This window comes from Streptomyces sp. NPDC014727 (assembly GCF_043083485.1).
Classification (GTDB): Bacteria; Actinomycetota; Actinomycetes; order Streptomycetales; family Streptomycetaceae; genus Streptomyces.
In genome coordinates this window covers 131,316-146,973 of sequence record NZ_JBIBYR010000018.1, presented here as the reverse complement: position 1 = coordinate 146,973, position 15,658 = coordinate 131,316, and the positions used below count along the sequence as shown (strand labels likewise).

Genomic DNA, 15,658 nt, shown 5'->3' with positions numbered 1-15,658 from the left:
TCCGTCTCTCGCGGGGGGGGCGCGGGGGGGGCCCCCACCCCCACCCCCCCGGGGGCGGGGGGCCCCCCCCTTTTCCTTGGGGTTTTTTTCGAGGGGGGGGGGGGGGGGGGGGGCCCCCGGCCCCCCCCCACCCCGCATCCCGCTGCGATGGCGTACCCTCCGACGACCTGGAGCCGCACATGCCGAACCAGCCCGTATGGCCGCGCCGTACCCTGCTCACCCTCTCGGCCGCCACCGCCGTGGCGCTCTCCCTGCCCGGATCCGGGACGGCCGCCACCGCCGCCGAGGCCGACGAGTTCGACGTCCTGCGCCGACGCTGGGCCGACATCGCGCTCGGCTCGGGCTACGACGCGGCCGCCGAACCCTTCGCCTCCCGCCTCACCGAGACCGGCACGCTCGCCCGGGGATTCCGGACGACGATGAGCCCGGCCACCGGCTCGCTGTGGCCCGGCATCCCGTACGACCCGCCGTCCGGCATCACCCAGAGCTACGGCCGCCTGTGGACGATGACCCAGGCGTACGCCCAGCCCGGCACCGGATCGACCGGCGACGCCGACCTCCTCGCCGACATCGTCCGCGGCTACGACCACCTGGCGCAGACCGCCTACCACGCCTCCGTCACGCCCTACGGCAACTGGTGGGAGTGGCAGATCGGCAGCCCGCGCATCCTCATGGACATCACGTCCGTCCTGTACGAGCAGCTCGGCACGGCCCGCGTCGAGGCCGCCTGCGCCGCCGTCGACCACTTCATCCCCGACTCCGTGCTCCACGACTACAGCGGCACCTCCACCGGCGCCAACCGCGTCGACCTGTGCCGCTCCGTCGCCCTGCGCGGCGTCCTCGGCAGGGCCCCCGTCAAGATCGCACTGGCCCGGGACGCGCTGTCACCCGTCTTCCCGTACGTCACCGGGGGAGACGGCCTGTACGCGGACGGATCGTTCATCCAGCACACCACCATCGCCTACTCGGGCACCTACGGCCAGGTCATGCTCGACGGCCTCGGCCGCCTGTTCGCGCTGCTCGCCGGATCGAGCTGGGCCGTCATCGACCCGGCCCGGCAGGTCGTCCTCGACAGCGTCGAGCGGGCGTACGCGCCGCTGATCTACAACGGCCTGGTCATGGACAGCGTCAACGGCCGTGCCATCAGCCGCGGACTCCTGAAGAGCGACGAACTTCGGGTGATGCGCGGCGACCACTTCCACGGGCAGGGGATCATCGCCGGGATCGCGCTCCTCGCCGCGGGCGCATCGGCCGCCGAGCGTGACCGGTGGCACGGGCTGATCAAGGGCTGGATCGCCCGCGACCGGACCAGCCCCGTCCTCACGGCCCGCCAGTTCGGCATCGCGGACCTGGCCCGGCTGCACGCCGTCCAGGCCACCGCCGTACCGGCCGCGCCCGAACGGGTGGGCCACCACCTCTTCGCCGGCATGGCCCGCGCCGTGCACCGGCGCCCGCACTGGGCCGCGGGCATCTCCATGGCCTCGGAGCGGATCTCGCACTACGAGTGCGGCAACGGCGAGAATCCGCGCGGCTGGCACACCGGCGCCGGAATGCTCTACTGGTGGCCGGGCGAGAACGAGAACGACCAGTACACCGACTGGTTCTGGCCGACCGTCGACTTCTACCGGCTGCCCGGAACGACCGTGTCCACCAAGCGGCTCGCCGACCGGGCGGGCGGCGAATGGGGCGCGCCCAAGCCCGCGGTGACCTGGGTCGGCGGTGCCACGGACGGCGAATTCGGCGCGGTGGGCCAGCATCTCAAGGGCCTCGGCTCGACCCTGGAGGCCCGCAAGTCGTGGTTCTGCGCCGCCGATACGGTCATCTGCCTCGGCGCCGGCATCACCGCCACCGACCAGGTCCCCGTCGAGACGATCGTCGACAACCGCATGCTCGGCGAGGGCGGCACGCAACGGCTCACCGCGGACGCCTCCACCACTCCCCGCTGGGCCCATCTGGAGGGCCACGGCGGCTGGGTCCTGCCCGGCGGCGCCGAGCTGCGCACCCTGCGCGAGGACCGCACCGGAGCCTGGTCCGACATCAACACCACCAGCTCCACCGAGCGCCGCACCCGCCGCTACCAGACGCTCTGGCTCGACCACGGCACCGACCCCGTCGACGCCGACTACGTCTACCTGCTGATGCCCGGTGCCTCCCGGCGCGCCGTCACCGCCCGCGCGGCCGACCGGAAGTGGCTGACGGTGCACGCCAACACCGCCGCCGCGCAGGCGGTCGCCGTCCCCTCGCTGGGGCTGACCGCCGCCAACTTCTGGCAGCCGGGCGCGGCCGGTCCGCTCTGCGTCACGGCCGCGGCGAGCGTGCTCGTGCGGGAGGGGCGGCGCACCACCACGGTGTGCGTCAGCGGGCCGGACCGTACCGGTGCGCCGGTGGACGTGGTCTGGGACCGGCCGGTGCACGAGGTCGTCACGGCGGACCCGGGTATCGAGGTGCGCGCCACCGGCCGGCGGCTGGTGCTGAGGGTCCGCCCGGGGGCCGAGGGAGGCACCCTGCGGTGTGACGTCCGGTAGACACCGGGCGACCGGAGTGTCCGGGGGCTGGGAGCGGTGCCCTGTTCGGCCGGTCCGCACAGGCCCGCGACCTGCTCAAGCGGCTCGCCTCCCGCGGGGCCCAGGAGAAATGGGGCCGCACGGGCCGGGGTATTCTCGCCGGATTGCGCCGTGCACGCCAAGGACGGGGCGGTCGAGAGGCGGATCAACAGCAGGCTCACCGATCAGCGGATGCCGCTCTGCCCGGACGCCTCCGACGTCATGCCGGCCGCTGTCCGGGACGCCTTCTGCGAGGCGGTGCTGCTGACCGTCGCTCACCCCGGCGACCCGGTGCGGGACCGGCTCGAAGGCATCCGGAAGGTCCAGGACGCCCAACCGGCCGACACCCCGAGGCTGACAGGAGTGTGCAGCAGACCACACTGAGCCTTTGTCGGACCCGGACAAAGACGGACCCGCAGAGGCTGGTACTTCGCGTGCATGTCGCCATCATTCTGTCCGGCTCCACCAGGAAACGGGTCAGGAGACTGTACGGAGTCGACGGCAGGATTTGCTTGCCGGGCTTCGTAGGGTCGGTACATGACCGTTGTGGACGAAACCCCGGGCGAGCCGAGTGACACCCGTGGCCGTGTGGCCGAACTGCTGGCCCTGCGCGAGCAGGCCCGCCGCGGACCGAGTGACCGCGCGACCGAGGCGCAGCACGCCAAGGGCAAGCTGACGGCGCGTGAGCGCATCGAGCTGCTTCTCGACCCGGGTTCGTTCAAGGAGGTCGAGCAGCTCCGCCGGCACCGGGCGACCGGCTTCGGCCTGGAGGCGAAGAAGCCGCACACCGATGGTGTCATCACCGGCTGGGGCACGGTCGACGGCCGTACGGTCTTCGTCTACGCGCACGACTTCCGGATCTTCGGCGGCGCCCTGGGCGAGGCCCACGCCACCAAGATCCACAAGATCATGGACATGGCCATCTCGGCCGGTGCCCCGCTGGTCTCGCTGAACGACGGCGCGGGCGCCCGTATCCAGGAGGGCGTGTCCGCGCTCGCCGGATACGGCGGGATCTTCCAGCGCAACACCCGGGCCTCCGGCGTCATCCCGCAGATCAGCGTGATGCTCGGCCCGTGCGCGGGCGGCGCGGCCTACTCCCCGGCGCTCACCGACTTCGTGTTCATGGTCCGTGAGACCTCCCAGATGTTCATCACCGGACCGGACGTCGTGAAGGCGGTCACCGGCGAGGAGATCACCCAGAACGGCCTCGGCGGCGCCGATGTGCACGCCGAGACCTCGGGCGTCGCGCACTTCGCGTACGACGACGAGGAGACCTGCATCGCCGAGGTCCGCTACCTGATCGGGATGCTTCCCTCCAACAACCGGGAGAACCCGCCCACCGTGGCGAGCGACGACCCGGCCGACCGGCGCGGCGACGTCCTGCTGGACCTGGTGCCGGCCGACGGCAACCGCCCCTACGACATGCACAAGGTCATCGAGGAGCTCGTCGACGACGGCGACTACCTGGAGATCCACGAGCGCTGGGCCCGCAACATCGTCTGTGCCCTGGCCCGGCTGGACGGCCAGGTCGTCGGCATCGTCGCCAACCAGCCGCAGACCCTCGCCGGCGTCCTGGACATCGAGGCCTCCGAGAAGGCCGCCCGCTTCGTCCAGATGTGTGATGCATTCAACATCCCGATCGTCACTCTTTTGGACGTACCCGGCTTTCTGCCCGGGGTCGATCAGGAGCACGGTGGAATCATCAGGCACGGTGCGAAGCTGCTCTACGCCTACTGCAACGCCACCGTGCCGAGGATCTCGCTGATCCTGCGCAAGGCGTACGGCGGTGCGTACATCGTGATGGACAGCCAGTCCATCGGTGCCGACCTGACCTACGCCTGGCCGACCAACGAGATCGCGGTGATGGGCGCCGAAGGTGCTGCCAACGTCATCTTCCGTCGGCAGATCGCCGACGCCGAGGACCCGGAAGCCATGCGGACGCGCATGGTCAAGGAGTACAAGGCCGAACTGATGCACCCGTACTACGCCGCCGAGCGCGGCCTGGTCGACGACGTCATCGACCCCGCCGAGACGCGCGAGGTGCTGATCGCCTCGCTCGCCATGCTCCGCTCCAAGCACGCCGACCTGCCGTCCCGCAAGCACGGCAACCCGCCGCAGTAGTCCGCCGCCCCCGCAGCAACCCTGCCGAGCCCGCGAAGACCTGCCGAGAAGACGGAGAGACCACCCATGAGCACTGCCAGTGAGTCCGTGCTGCGCGTCGAGAAGGGTCTTGCCGACCCCGAGGAGCTGGCCGCGATAACCGCGGTCCTGCTCGCCCGCGCCGCTGCCAAGCCCGCCGCACCCCCCGCCCACCGCGGTCGCAGCACCGCCGGATGGCGCCGCCTGGAGCGCACCCCGGGCTTCCGCGCCCCGCACTCCTGGCAGGGCTGAGCCCGCTCCGGCCCCAGGACGCAGCGCAACCGAAAGGCCCCGCACTCCGAAGGAGCGCGGGGCCTTCCGCATGTCCGCCGGGCCCTACCGCAGCCGCGCCATCAGCGCGTGCTCCACGAGCGTGATCAGCGCGCTCTTGGCGTCCGCCCGGTGCCGCGCGTCCGTGGTCAGAATCGGGGTGTCGGGTCCGATCTGGAGGGCTTCGCGGACTTCGTCGGGGGTGTAGGGCTGGTGTCCGTCGAAGCCGTTGAGGGCGATGACGAAGGGGAGTCCGCTGTTCTCGAAGTAGTCGACCGCGGGGAAGCAGTCGGCGAGGCGGCGGGTGTCGACGAGGACGACGGCGCCGATGGCGCCGCGGACCAGGTCGTCCCACATGAACCAGAAGCGGTCCTGTCCGGGCGTACCGAAGAGGTACAGGATCAGGTCCTGGTCCAGGGTGATGCGGCCGAAGTCCATCGCCACCGTCGTGGTGGTCTTGTCCCCGGTGTGCGTCAGGTCGTCGATGCCCGCGGACGCGGACGTCATCACGGCTTCGGTGCGCAGCGGATTGATCTCCGAAACGGCACCGACGAACGTGGTCTTACCCACGCCGAAGCCCCCTGCCACCACGATCTTCGCGGAGGTAGTGGAGCGGGCTGCTCCGCCGCTAGAGCTTGCGAAGTCCACTGAGCACCCTTTCGAGCAGTGTCACATCTGGCTGGCCGCCGGCGGACTCGTCGCCGCCGGGCTGATGGATAGCGACGAGTCCGGCCTCTGCCAGGTCGGCTACGAGGATTCGGGCAACGCCGAGCGGGATCGAGAGCAGTGCCGAAATCTCGGCGACCGACTTGATCTCGAAGCACAGCTGGCAGATCCGCTGGTGCTCGGGCAACTGCCCTTGCAACCGGGACGGATCGGCCGTGGTACTGACCAACGCCTCAATGGCGAGTTGGTAGCGCGGTCGGGTCCGGCCGCCGGTCATGGCGTACGGACGGACCAGCGGATTGTGCGCGGCCGGAGCGGTCGGCTCGGGGGCCTGCCGCGGCTGCACGGGCTGAATGCGGGGCGCCGGGGGCGAGTCGTAGTGGTGCGGCCGCTGCGGAGGCCATCCGGGGCCCTGGGGGAAGCCCGGCTGCTGCTGCGGCTGCTGATAGGACTGGTACGGCTGCTGGGCGCCCTGTCCGCTGGGTGCGGAGGGGAAGTTGAAACGGTTGTCCCCGTGCTCACCCGTTACGTTCCGGTCACCGTCGTACCGGTGTCCGCCTGGGGGTGTTGTCACGATTCCTCCTCCGCCTGCCGGTCCCGATTCCAGTAGGTCCGCGCCACCGCACCTTATGGCGCGGTGGCGTGAAACGCACTGTCTGTCTACTAGTTAAGAAGACTTCCCTGAAGTTCGGCACGGAGGTCCGGGGTGAGGACGCTGCCCGCGCGGTCGACGAGAAGGGCCATTTCGTACCCGACCAGACCGATATCGGCGTCCGGGTGGGCGAGAACGGCCAGCGAGGATCCGTCGGAGATGGACATGATGAAGAGGAATCCGCGTTCCATCTCCACAACCGTCTGATTGACGGCGCCGCCCTCGAAGATCCGCGAGGCGCCCGCGGTCAGCGAGGTCAGGCCGGAGGCGACGGCGGCCAGCTGGTCGGCGCGGTCGCGCGGAAATCCTTCGGACATGGCCAGCAGGAGTCCGTCGGCGGAGACCACCACCGTGTGCGACACCCCGGGGGTGTTGTCCACGAAGTTGGTGATCAACCAGTTGAGATTCTGCGCCGCCTGGCTCATCGGGCTCACACTAACGCTCCTGGTTGTAGGTATTACTTGCGTCCGAACCCGCGTTACGTCCCCGCAGCACGCCCCGTCGCAGGTTGCTCAACCTGCCGCGGACGTCCTCGGGGGCGCGGGAGACCTGAGGGCCGTCCTGCAGGGTCTGCTCCGCCGTACCCTCGACCAGATTGGCCTTGGGCACCCGCCGGGGAAGCCCGGACGGGGTGATCCCGCCCGCCTTCGGCTCCCGGAGCTTCTCGGCCCGCTCCCAGCGCTCGTCGTTCGTCGAGCGCCAGTCGTCGGAGCCGTTTCCGTCCTGCTGCGCGGGCGACTGCTGCTGCGGCAGTTCCTCCTGCTGCGGCTGCTGCGCGGCGACGGGCCGGTTGTTGCCACGGCCGGTGGGCTGCCAGTGCTGCTGACCGCCCCGACGCGGCAGACCGGCTTCGGTCAGCTCGTGGCCGGAGTTCGGGGTGGGTCCCGGACGGTCGAAGCCTACGCGCTCCTGCGGCTCGGCGGGGGCGCTCGGGACAGATTCCGCTTCGACCTGTGCCGAGGGCTCGTACACACCCTGGTAGGTGTCCTGATTCGGCCACTCGTCCTGGTGGGACTGGGAAGCGAACTGCTCCTCGTGCAACGGCTGCGCGGTCTCGCGGACGCCGTATGCCGCCTCCGCATAGCCACCCTGCGGGGCGTGGCCGGCCGGCTCGGCGAAGCCCTCGTCACCGCGGTAGGCGTCGTAGCCGCCCCCGTACGGCGCCTGCCCGTACGGCTGCTGCCCCGGGCCCTGCCCCGGCTCCTGGGCGTATCCGGCCCCGGCGTACGGACCGTCGGCGGCCTGGTTCCCGGCGTACGGGCCCTGCGGGAACTGCGGGCGCTCGCCGGCCGTCTGGGCCTCCAGCGCCGCCCGGCGCTCCTCACGGACCAGCGAGCGCCCCACCGGGTCCAGCTGCGCGGCGTCCACCGACCGCTGCTCGTAGCGCGAGTCGTCGAAGCCCAGCTCTGCCGCCGTGCGCATGCTGGGCTGGGGCGCCGGCTGTTCGAAGGTCTGCTGCTGCGGAATGATCGAGGAGACGGTGAAGTCGTCCTGCGCGGAGGCCGGTTCGCCACCGCCACCGTGGGTGATGGCGTCCGGCAGCATGACCAGCGAGGTGGTTCCGGCCTGCTCGCCCGAGGGGCGCAGCTGGACCCGGATGCCGTGCCGGTCGGAGAGGCGGCCGACCACGAACAGACCCATCCGCTGCGAGACCGCGGCGTCCACGGTCGGCGGGTTGGCCAGCTTGTGGTTGATGTCGGCGAAGTCCTCCGCGGTGAGACCGATGCCCTTGTCGTGGATCTCGATCATCACGCGGTGGTCGGGCAGCCGGGTCGCCGTGACCCGCACCTTGGTCTGCGGCGAGGAGAACGTGGTGGCGTTCTCCAGCAACTCGGCCAGCAGATGCACGAGGTCGGTGACGGACTGGCCGTGGATCTCGGTCTCCGGTACCCCGGAGAGCTCGATGCGCTCGTACGACTCCACCTCGGAGGCGGCGGCGCGGAGCACGTCGACCAGCGGGACCGGCTGGTTCCAGCGGCGGCCCGGCTCCTCGCCCGCGAGGACGAGGAGGTTCTCGCCGTTGCGGCGCATCCGGGTGGCCAGGTGGTCGAGCTTGAAGAGGCTGTCCAGCTGGTCCGGGTCGGCCTCGTTGTTCTCCAGGTCGGTGATGAGGGTCAGCTGGCCCTCGATCAGCGACTGGTTGCGGCGCGACAGGTTGGTGAAGATCGCGTTGACGTTGCCCCGCAGCATGGCCTGCTCGGCCGCCAGCCGGACCGCCTCGCGGTGCACCTGGTCGAAGGCACGGGCGACCTCGCCGATCTCGTCCCGGCTGGTGATCGGGAGCGGCTGGACGCGGGTGTCGACCCGTCCCGGATCGGTCCGGGACAGCTGGTCGACCAGCATCGGCAGGCGCTGCTCGGCTATCTGGAAGGCGGCGGTGCGCAGCCGGCGCATCGAGCGGCTCATCTGCCGGGCCATCAGCCCGGCCAGGACAAAGGCGGCCAGCAACGCGACGATCACGACGGCGGCGTTGACGACGGCGTCCTTCTTGGCACCGGAGGAGATGTTCGCGGCGTCGGTCACCGCCTTGTCGACCAGCTCGTTCTCGACCGTGGTGTAGCCGTCGAACTTGGCGGTGGCGGCCGCCATCCAGGTCTCGGGGGTGATGCCCTTCGCGGCCAGCTTCTCGGGGGACTGCCCCTGCCCGATCTGCTGGGCCATGCCGTCGAAGACCGAGCCGTCGACACTGGGCGGCTCGACGAACAGGACGCCCGCTGCGTCGGCCTGCTCCTTGGCCTCCTTCAGCTTCTTCGACCCCTCGGCCGCCTTGGCGGTCAGGACCTCCTTCAGCCGGGCCGCGTCGGCGTCCGTGCCACCGGAGATGAACTCGCCGAGTGCGATCTGCTCCAGGTAGTTGTACGAGCCGAAGGCCTTGACCTGGGCGTCGAACTTGGCGCTCTGCCGGCTCGGACGCACCAGCAGATGCATGCCGATGGAGCGCTGAAGCGATTCTGCAGCCTTCGCGAGCTCGATCGCGTAGACCGTACGGCCGTAACTGGTGATGTTGCCGGTGCCCAGACCGAGCTCGTTGCAGAACTCCATCAGGGAGTGCTGCACCTGGACGTAGCCCTCTTCCGTCTTCACGGGGTCCATGCCCTCGGCGAATGCGGCCTTGCGCAGCTCGGGGAGTTTGGGCTCCTCCAGCCGGAACAGCCGGAGCCGCCGCTCCAGACCCTGCTTCTCGGGCAGGTCCTTCACGGCCGTGTCGAACTTCTCCGCGGCGGCGTCGGTGGTGGCCCGGACCCGGTCGACGACGGCGGCGTCGCGCTTGTTCGAGAGGATGGGCTGAGCGGAGAGGTCGCGCTCGTTGAGGAGGGCCTGTCCGTACTCGGAGGCCGCGCGTACGATCAGCGCGGTCTTCTCGGCGTCCTGCGCCTCTCCCCAGGTGTCGATCGACCCCTTCACCTGGAAGCCGCCCATGACCAGGCCGACCAGCACGGGGATCAGGAGGATCGCGTTCAGGCGAGTGGGTACGCGCCAGTTGCGCGGCGCCAGCCGGCTGGCGCTGCCGACGGACGCCACCTCGCCGGGCGCATCGGCAGGCGACCCCGCGGCGCGCGGCGGCGGGGTGAAGTTGCCCCGCTCCAGCCGCGCCGCGGAGCCCTCGTTGTTTCGCCTCACTCGACCAACAACCTCTCGGCGTCGGCACCTACGTTGTGCCGTGTTTCGTTCAGGGCCGTACTACTCGGGAGTTCGTCGAATTCCAGCACGTGGACCGGCCGCGTTCCAAACAGTCGGAACCAGCCATTCCGAGTGGTCCAAGCCTCAGATAAAACGGGCATAAAGAGCGAGCCCCGTCAAAAGGCGGGGCTCATGTGAGCGCAGTGGCACCGATCGAACGCATCGGGTGTTGAACGCGGGACAATTCTCTGTCGAAACGTTATGAACACGGGGGCGGATCGTGTCAAAGGACACAGTCCACCCCCGTTTGAATACGGTAACTGCCGTATGTCAATACAGACTTGTGGCTACTTCAGCCGCGCCATCAGCGCGTGCTCCACGAGCGTGATGAGGCCGCTCTTGGCGTCCGCCCGGTGCCGCGCGTCCGTCGTGATGATCGGAGTGTCGGGTCCGATCTGGAGGGCTTCGCGGACTTCGTCGGGGGTGTAGGGCTGGTGTCCGTCGAAGCCGTTGAGGGCGATGACGAAGGGGAGTCCGCTGTTCTCGAAGTAGTCGACCGCGGGGAAGCAGTCGGCGAGGCGGCGGGTGTCGACGAGGACGACGGCGCCGATGGCGCCGCGGACCAGGTCGTCCCACATGAACCAGAAGCGGTCCTGTCCGGGCGTACCGAAGAGGTACAGGATCAGGTCCTGGTCCAGGGTGATGCGGCCGAAGTCCATCGCCACCGTCGTGGTGGTCTTGCCGCCGGTGTGCGTCAGGTCGTCGATGCCCGCGGACGCGGACGTCATCACGGCTTCCGTACGCAACGGGTTGATCTCCGAAACGGCACCGACGAACGTGGTCTTACCCACGCCGAAGCCCCCTGCCACCACGATCTTCGCCGAGGTGGTGGCCCGGGCCGCACCGCCGCTAGAGCTTGCGAAGTCCACTGAGCACCCTTTCGAGCAGTGTCACATCCGGCGCGCCGCCGGCCTCTCCATTGCCCGGCTGGTGAATGGCCACCATGCCGGCTTCCGCCAGGTCCGCGACAAGAATCCGGGCCACGCCGAGCGGCATCGACAGCAGCGCCGAGACCTCGGCCACTGACTTGACCTCACGGCAGAGGTGGCAGATCCGCTGGTGCTCGGGGAGCAGCGTCGCCAGATGCGCGGGGTCGGCCGTGGTGGAGACCAGCGCCTCTATGGCGAGCTGGTAGCGGGGCCGGGTCCGGCCGCCGGTCATGGCATACGGGCGGACCAGCGGCTGGTCGCCTTCACCGTCGTACGACGCGTGGTGCAGTGCGCCGTACGGATCGGGTGAGGCGGGTGGCGGGGTCATTGAATCCTCCGGGCGTGACGGCAGGTTGTCTGCTTGCCGTCGGAAGGAGCCGGTGGGGGCTCTGAACGGCCTGTCGGGCGAGGGATGAGGGCGTTGCCTGGGTCAATCGAGTCTGTCATCGATCCATGGCCGCCTAATGGAGCAGGCTGCCTTGGAGCTCGGCACGGAGGTCCGGGGTGAGGACGGTGCCCGCGCGGTCGACCAGGAGGGCCATCTCGTACCCGACCAGACCGATGTCGGCGTCCGGGTGGGCGAGAACGGCCAGCGAGGATCCGTCGGAGATGGACATCAGGAAGAGGAACCCGCGTTCCATCTCCACCACGGTCTGGCTGACCGCGCCGCCCTCGAAGATCCGCGAGGCGCCCGCGGTCAGCGAGGTCAGGCCGGAGGCGACGGCGGCCAGCTGGTCGGCGCGGTCGCGCGGAAAACCTTCGGACATGGCCAGCAGGAGTCCGTCGGCGGAGACCACCACCGTGTGCGACACCCCGGGGGTGTTGTCCACGAAGTTGGTGATCAACCAGTTCAGATTCTGCGCGGCCTGACTCATCGGGCTCAACTAACGCTCCTGTTGGTGAGTGGGGCCGAGTGGAAAACTGCCGGTCGACTGGCCATTGGCCTGCCGCCCCTGCTGGATGCCCCGGCGGAGATTGGTCAACCGCCCGCGCACATCGTCGGGCGCACGCGACACCTGAGGACCGGACTGGTGGTTCTGCTGCTGCGCGGTACCCGGTACCAGATTGGCGCGCGGTACCCGGCGAGGCAGTCCGGAAGTGGTGACTCCGCCTGCCGCGGGCTTCTTGACCCGCTCCGCCTGCCGTACGAGTTCGTCGTTCGGCGAGGCGCGCCAGGTGCTTGTGGTGCCGCCCGGGTCGCCTCCGCCGCGGCGCGCCCCGTCGGGAGCGGGACGCTCCTGGGCCGGCTGCTGCGGGAAGGCGGGCGACTGCGGCTCGGCCGCGGGCGGCTGCTGGCCACCCTGCTGCGGGCCGTGGAACCAGTTCGTCTCCAGGGTGTCGTACAGCGGCGTACGACCGTCCCCGGGACCGGCCGCGGGCGGCAGCGCCTCGGGCTGCGGCTGCGGCGGCAGAACCGGACGGTACTGCGCGTCACCGTCGGGAACGGCGGGCGGACGCGGGGCATCGAAGTCCCCGTTGTCCCGGCCGAGCTGTCGCGGAGCGGGCAGCGCCTGGTCCCGCGCCTGGGCGGGCTGCGGCTGTCCGAAGTCGGGGCGGGAGAACTGCGCGGTGCTCGCCGGGTCCTGCGCCGGTCCGTCCTGCGGGAACTGGGCCTGTGGTGCCGGAGCCGAGAAGTCGGGACGGGCGAACTCGGCGGTGGAACCGGGTCCCTGCCGGTCGTCCACGGGCGGCCGCGGAGTGAGCGGCGGGCTCATCGGCCGCTGGAAGCGACCGGTGGTCTCGGGCTCCTCGTGACCGCGCGGGGCGTCCAGCGGGGCGTGCCGCGACGCGGACGGGTCCTCGGCACCCCAACTGGTGGTCTGCGGTCGCTGCGGCACGGGGTTGCCACCGGGCAGCTCCGCACGCGGACCACCGACCGGGGGCAGCCGGCGGCCGGGCTCGGCCGGACCGCCGGGCCGCTGGAAGCCGCCCTGACCGGGCTGGTTCTGCCGGTCCTGCTGCGGCTGCCACGGGGCGGGGCCGTTGGACCGGTCCTGCTGGTCGTTGCGGTCCTGGCGGTTGCGTCCCGGGCTGAACAGGTCCGGCCGACCCGAGTCCGTACGTCCCGTTCCGTCGCCCTGGCCGCGAGCACCGAGCCTGGCACCGTTGCCGAACGCACCGGCGAGGCCGCCGCCCTGACCCTGCGTGTCCTGGCGCCCGAAGTCCTGCGCACCGGTGCCGGCCGGCCCGGAGGGCGGGAAGCCGGGGGTCTGCTGACCGGGCTGCCCCGGCTGTCCGGGCTGGTTCTGCGACTGGCGGGGACCGCCGTCGCGCGAGGGCAGCGCGGCGCGCGGACCCGATCCCGTGCCGACCTGACCACGCGCGGGGCCCGACCCCGCGGCGAGCCGGCCGGCCGGGGCCGACGGGGCGCCGCCGAGGCCCGGACGGGCGTTGCCCGGGGCCGTACCGCTGCCACCACCGAGCAGACCACCGGGGGCGGAGGACTGCTGACCCGGTGCCTGCTTGGCGGGCGGCTGCTTGCCGCCGTGCGCGACGTCGACCGGCAGCATGACCAGCGCGGTCGTACCGCCGGAGTCGGAGGGCCGCAGCTGGATGCGGATGCCGTGACGCAGGGACAGCCGGCCGACCACGAACAGACCCATGCGGCGGGAGACCGAGACGTCCACGGTGGGCGGCGAGGCGAGCCGCTCGTTGATCGCCGCGAGGTCCTCGGGGGAGAGACCGATACCGGTGTCGTGGATCTCGACGAGCACCCGCCCGTCGGGCAGGGCATGACCGGTGACCCGGACCTTCGTCTGGGGCGAGGAGAACGACGTGGCGTTCTCCAGCAGCTCGGCGAGCAGGTGTACGAGGTCGTTGACGACCCGGCCGGCGACCTCGGTGGCGGGCACCGCGGCCAGCTCGATGCGCTCGTACTGCTCCACCTCGGAGGCGGCGGCACGGAGCACGTCGACCAGCGGCACGGGGCGGGTCCACCGGCGGCCCGGCTCCTCGCCCGCGAGGACGAGGAGGTTCTCGCCGTTACGGCGCATACGGGTCGCGAGGTGGTCGAGCTTGAAGAGCGAGGACAGCTGGTCCGGATCGGCCTCGCGCGACTCCAGTTCGGAGATGAGCGAGAGCTGACGCTGGATGAGGCCCTGGCTGCGGCGCGAGAGGTTGGTGAACATCGCGTTGACGTTGCCCCGGAGGAGGGCCTGTTCGGCGGCGAGACGGACGGCCTCGCGGTGCACGTCGTCGAAGGCCGCGGCCACCTGGCCGATCTCGTCCCGGGAGTGCACACCGACGGACTCGACCGAGGTGTCGACGTCCTGCGGGTCGGCCTCGGAGAGCTGCTTGACGAGCTCCGGCAGCCGGTCCTGGGCGACGCGCGTAGCAGTGTCCTGCAGCCGGCGCAGCGAGCGGATCATCGACCTGGCGACGACGAAGGCGCCGACCAGCGAGACGCCCAGCACCAGCAGGATGAGCGCACCGCTGATGATCGCTTCGCGCTTCGACTCGTCGCGGAGCTCGCGGGCCTTGCCCTCCATGTCGCTGAGGAGGGTCTCCTCGATGGTCTTCATCGCCTGGATCTTGGTGGAGCTCTGGTCGTACCAGTCCATGTACGAGCGCCGCGCCGTGCCCGTCATGCCCGAGGGACTGTCCAGCACCTTCTTCGCGTAGGTGTTGGCGGCCTTGATCTCCGGGTTGCCGTCGTCCAGCGTGGCGGTCAGCTCTTCGGCGTTGTTGCCGGTGGCCTCGTAGACCGCGGCGAAGGAGCGGCGAGCCGTGTTCTCCTTGCGCAGCGCGGCGCGGCCGAACTGCTGGTCGTTGTCGCTGAGGTGCGGCTGCTTGTCGTTGCCGCCGGGCAGCGCCGCGGCGATGATCGCCCGCTGGACCGAGGCGTACTCCTTGGCGGAGGAGAAGGCCGCCAGGGCCCGGGTCCGCTTGATCATCTCCGAGTTGCTGGTCGCCTGCGCCATGTCCTGGGAGAGGCTCAGCAGCGAGGTGATCAGCTGGCTGTACTGGTCGACGGTCTGGAGGCTCGGGGTGCCGTGCGCGTACGCCGTCTTGCGGATCTCGCGGATCCCGGTCAGCTGGCTGGCGATCTGCTGGACGCTCGCATAGATGCCCTCAAGGGCCTCGTCGCCGGAGGGGTCGCCGATCGAGTTCGTCGCGTCCAGGAAGGCCGTCTTCGCCCGGTCGGTCTTCTTGCGGGGCTCGGTGACCTTGAAGTCGTCGGCCTTCACGCCGTTGGACAGCGGACCGGCCGAGCGGTCGCGCTCCTCCTGGAGCGCCTGGGCGAGCGTGGTCGCCTGCTTGGTCATCTTGGTCAGCAGCTGCATGTGGTCCAGCTGCTGCATGTCGTTCATCGAGTCGTTGATCCGCAGGCCGCCCAGCGTGGTCGCGGCGACCACGGGAAGGGCGAGCAGGGAGACCAGACGCGTGCTGATGCGCCAGTTGCGAAGAGCCATGCGCGAGCCCGTGCTGACGGTGCCCCGGGGCTTGAGCGACGAGATCGGATCGGTGCCGCTGCTCGCCGTGGCACCGGGGCGCCGGTCGCGGTCGCCGCTGTCACCGGCCGCGGCCGGTCCGGGGTTCTGGGCGTGCGGGGCCGAGGAGCCGCGGTCGGTCCCGCCGTGCGGCTCCTGCTCCGCCGCAGCGCTGCCATCCCTCTTGAAACGTCCCTGCACTAGCGTCGCAACCTCTGGACCAGGCGTCCCTCCGTGCGAGACGGGTGGGACGGTGTCGGCGTCGTGGGGCCTCGTATCCGCCCCATGGTGGTCGTGAGTGACCGGCGCTCTTCCCCTTCCCGCCGTCACTCGGCGCTGCGTTGCGCC

The 15,658-nt window shown here is 70.7% G+C and carries 12 protein-coding genes; 4 read left to right on the top strand and 8 right to left on the bottom strand.

Going from position 1 to position 15,658, the window contains the following annotated elements; all coding sequences use genetic code 11:
• Positions 1–179 precede the first annotated feature (179 nt).
• The 4 genes from ACF1B9_RS26230 to ACF1B9_RS26215 all read left to right on the top strand — a co-directional run bounded on the left by ACF1B9_RS26230 (position 180) and on the right by ACF1B9_RS26215 (position 4,934).
• The gene (locus ACF1B9_RS26230; RefSeq protein ID WP_391742784.1) at positions 180–2,525 is read left to right on the top strand and encodes a polysaccharide lyase 8 family protein; all 2,346 of its coding nucleotides are present in this window, start codon (positions 180–182) and stop codon (positions 2,523–2,525) included.
• 150 nt (positions 2,526–2,675) lie between these two features.
• Positions 2,676–2,927, top strand: a complete 252-nt coding sequence (locus tag ACF1B9_RS26225; RefSeq protein WP_391742785.1) for a hypothetical protein — start codon at positions 2,676–2,678, stop codon at positions 2,925–2,927.
• A gap of 153 nt (positions 2,928–3,080) precedes the next feature.
• Positions 3,081–4,664: an acyl-CoA carboxylase subunit beta gene (locus tag ACF1B9_RS26220; protein ID WP_391742787.1), complete on the top strand. Its 1,584-nt coding sequence runs from the start codon at positions 3,081–3,083 to the stop codon at positions 4,662–4,664.
• A gap of 66 nt (positions 4,665–4,730) precedes the next feature.
• Entirely contained in the window at positions 4,731–4,934 is a 204-nt protein-coding gene (locus tag ACF1B9_RS26215; protein ID WP_351087362.1) for an acyl-CoA carboxylase subunit epsilon, read from the top strand.
• 84 nt (positions 4,935–5,018) lie between these two features.
• Here the strand turns inward: ACF1B9_RS26215 and ACF1B9_RS26210 are convergent, their stop codons facing one another.
• The 8 genes from ACF1B9_RS26210 to ACF1B9_RS26175 form a co-directional block, all read right to left on the bottom strand.
• Entirely contained in the window at positions 5,019–5,600 is a 582-nt protein-coding gene (locus ACF1B9_RS26210; RefSeq protein WP_014048542.1) for an ATP/GTP-binding protein, read from the bottom strand.
• Positions 5,581–6,192, bottom strand: a complete 612-nt coding sequence (locus tag ACF1B9_RS26205; RefSeq protein ID WP_391742789.1) for a DUF742 domain-containing protein — start codon at positions 6,190–6,192, stop codon at positions 5,581–5,583. The genes ACF1B9_RS26210 and ACF1B9_RS26205 overlap by 20 nt, the downstream gene beginning before the upstream one ends.
• Before the next feature lie 89 nt (positions 6,193–6,281).
• Positions 6,282–6,695 carry a roadblock/LC7 domain-containing protein gene (locus tag ACF1B9_RS26200; RefSeq protein ID WP_006127847.1) on the bottom strand — a complete coding sequence of 138 codons (414 nt, stop codon included), beginning with the start codon at positions 6,693–6,695 and terminating at the stop codon, positions 6,282–6,284.
• Positions 6,696–6,705: 10 nt separating this feature from the next.
• Positions 6,706–9,891: a nitrate- and nitrite sensing domain-containing protein gene (locus ACF1B9_RS26195; protein ID WP_391742790.1), complete on the bottom strand. Its 3,186-nt coding sequence runs from the start codon at positions 9,889–9,891 to the stop codon at positions 6,706–6,708.
• Between the two features lie 347 nt (positions 9,892–10,238).
• Positions 10,239–10,820 (bottom strand): ATP/GTP-binding protein, encoded by a 582-nt coding sequence (locus ACF1B9_RS26190; protein WP_072487286.1) that lies wholly within the window; start codon positions 10,818–10,820, stop codon positions 10,239–10,241.
• Positions 10,801–11,208 carry a DUF742 domain-containing protein gene (locus ACF1B9_RS26185; RefSeq protein WP_037689955.1) on the bottom strand — a complete coding sequence of 136 codons (408 nt, stop codon included), beginning with the start codon at positions 11,206–11,208 and terminating at the stop codon, positions 10,801–10,803. Before ACF1B9_RS26185 ends, ACF1B9_RS26190 begins: the two co-directional genes overlap by 20 nt.
• 133 nt (positions 11,209–11,341) lie before the next feature.
• Entirely contained in the window at positions 11,342–11,764 is a 423-nt protein-coding gene (locus tag ACF1B9_RS26180) for a roadblock/LC7 domain-containing protein (RefSeq protein ID WP_003966009.1), read from the bottom strand.
• Positions 11,765–15,511, bottom strand: coding sequence for a nitrate- and nitrite sensing domain-containing protein (locus ACF1B9_RS26175; RefSeq protein ID WP_391742792.1), 3,747 nt, complete (start codon positions 15,509–15,511; stop codon positions 11,765–11,767).
• Between the last annotated feature and the right edge of the window lie 147 nt (positions 15,512–15,658).

Coding starts and splice junctions, on each gene's coding strand:
- ACF1B9_RS26230 (WP_391742784.1), top strand. CDS start 180: ATGCCGAACCAGCCCGTATGGCCGCGCCGTACCCTGCTCACCCTCTCG.
- ACF1B9_RS26215 (WP_351087362.1), top strand. CDS start 4,731: ATGAGCACTGCCAGTGAGTCCGTGCTGCGCGTCGAGAAGGGTCTTGCC.
- ACF1B9_RS26220 (WP_391742787.1), top strand. CDS start 3,081: ATGACCGTTGTGGACGAAACCCCGGGCGAGCCGAGTGACACCCGTGGC.
- ACF1B9_RS26200 (WP_006127847.1), bottom strand. CDS start 6,695: ATGAGCCAGGCGGCGCAGAATCTCAACTGGTTGATCACCAACTTCGTG.
- ACF1B9_RS26185 (WP_037689955.1), bottom strand. CDS start 11,208: ATGACCCCGCCACCCGCCTCACCCGATCCGTACGGCGCACTGCACCAC.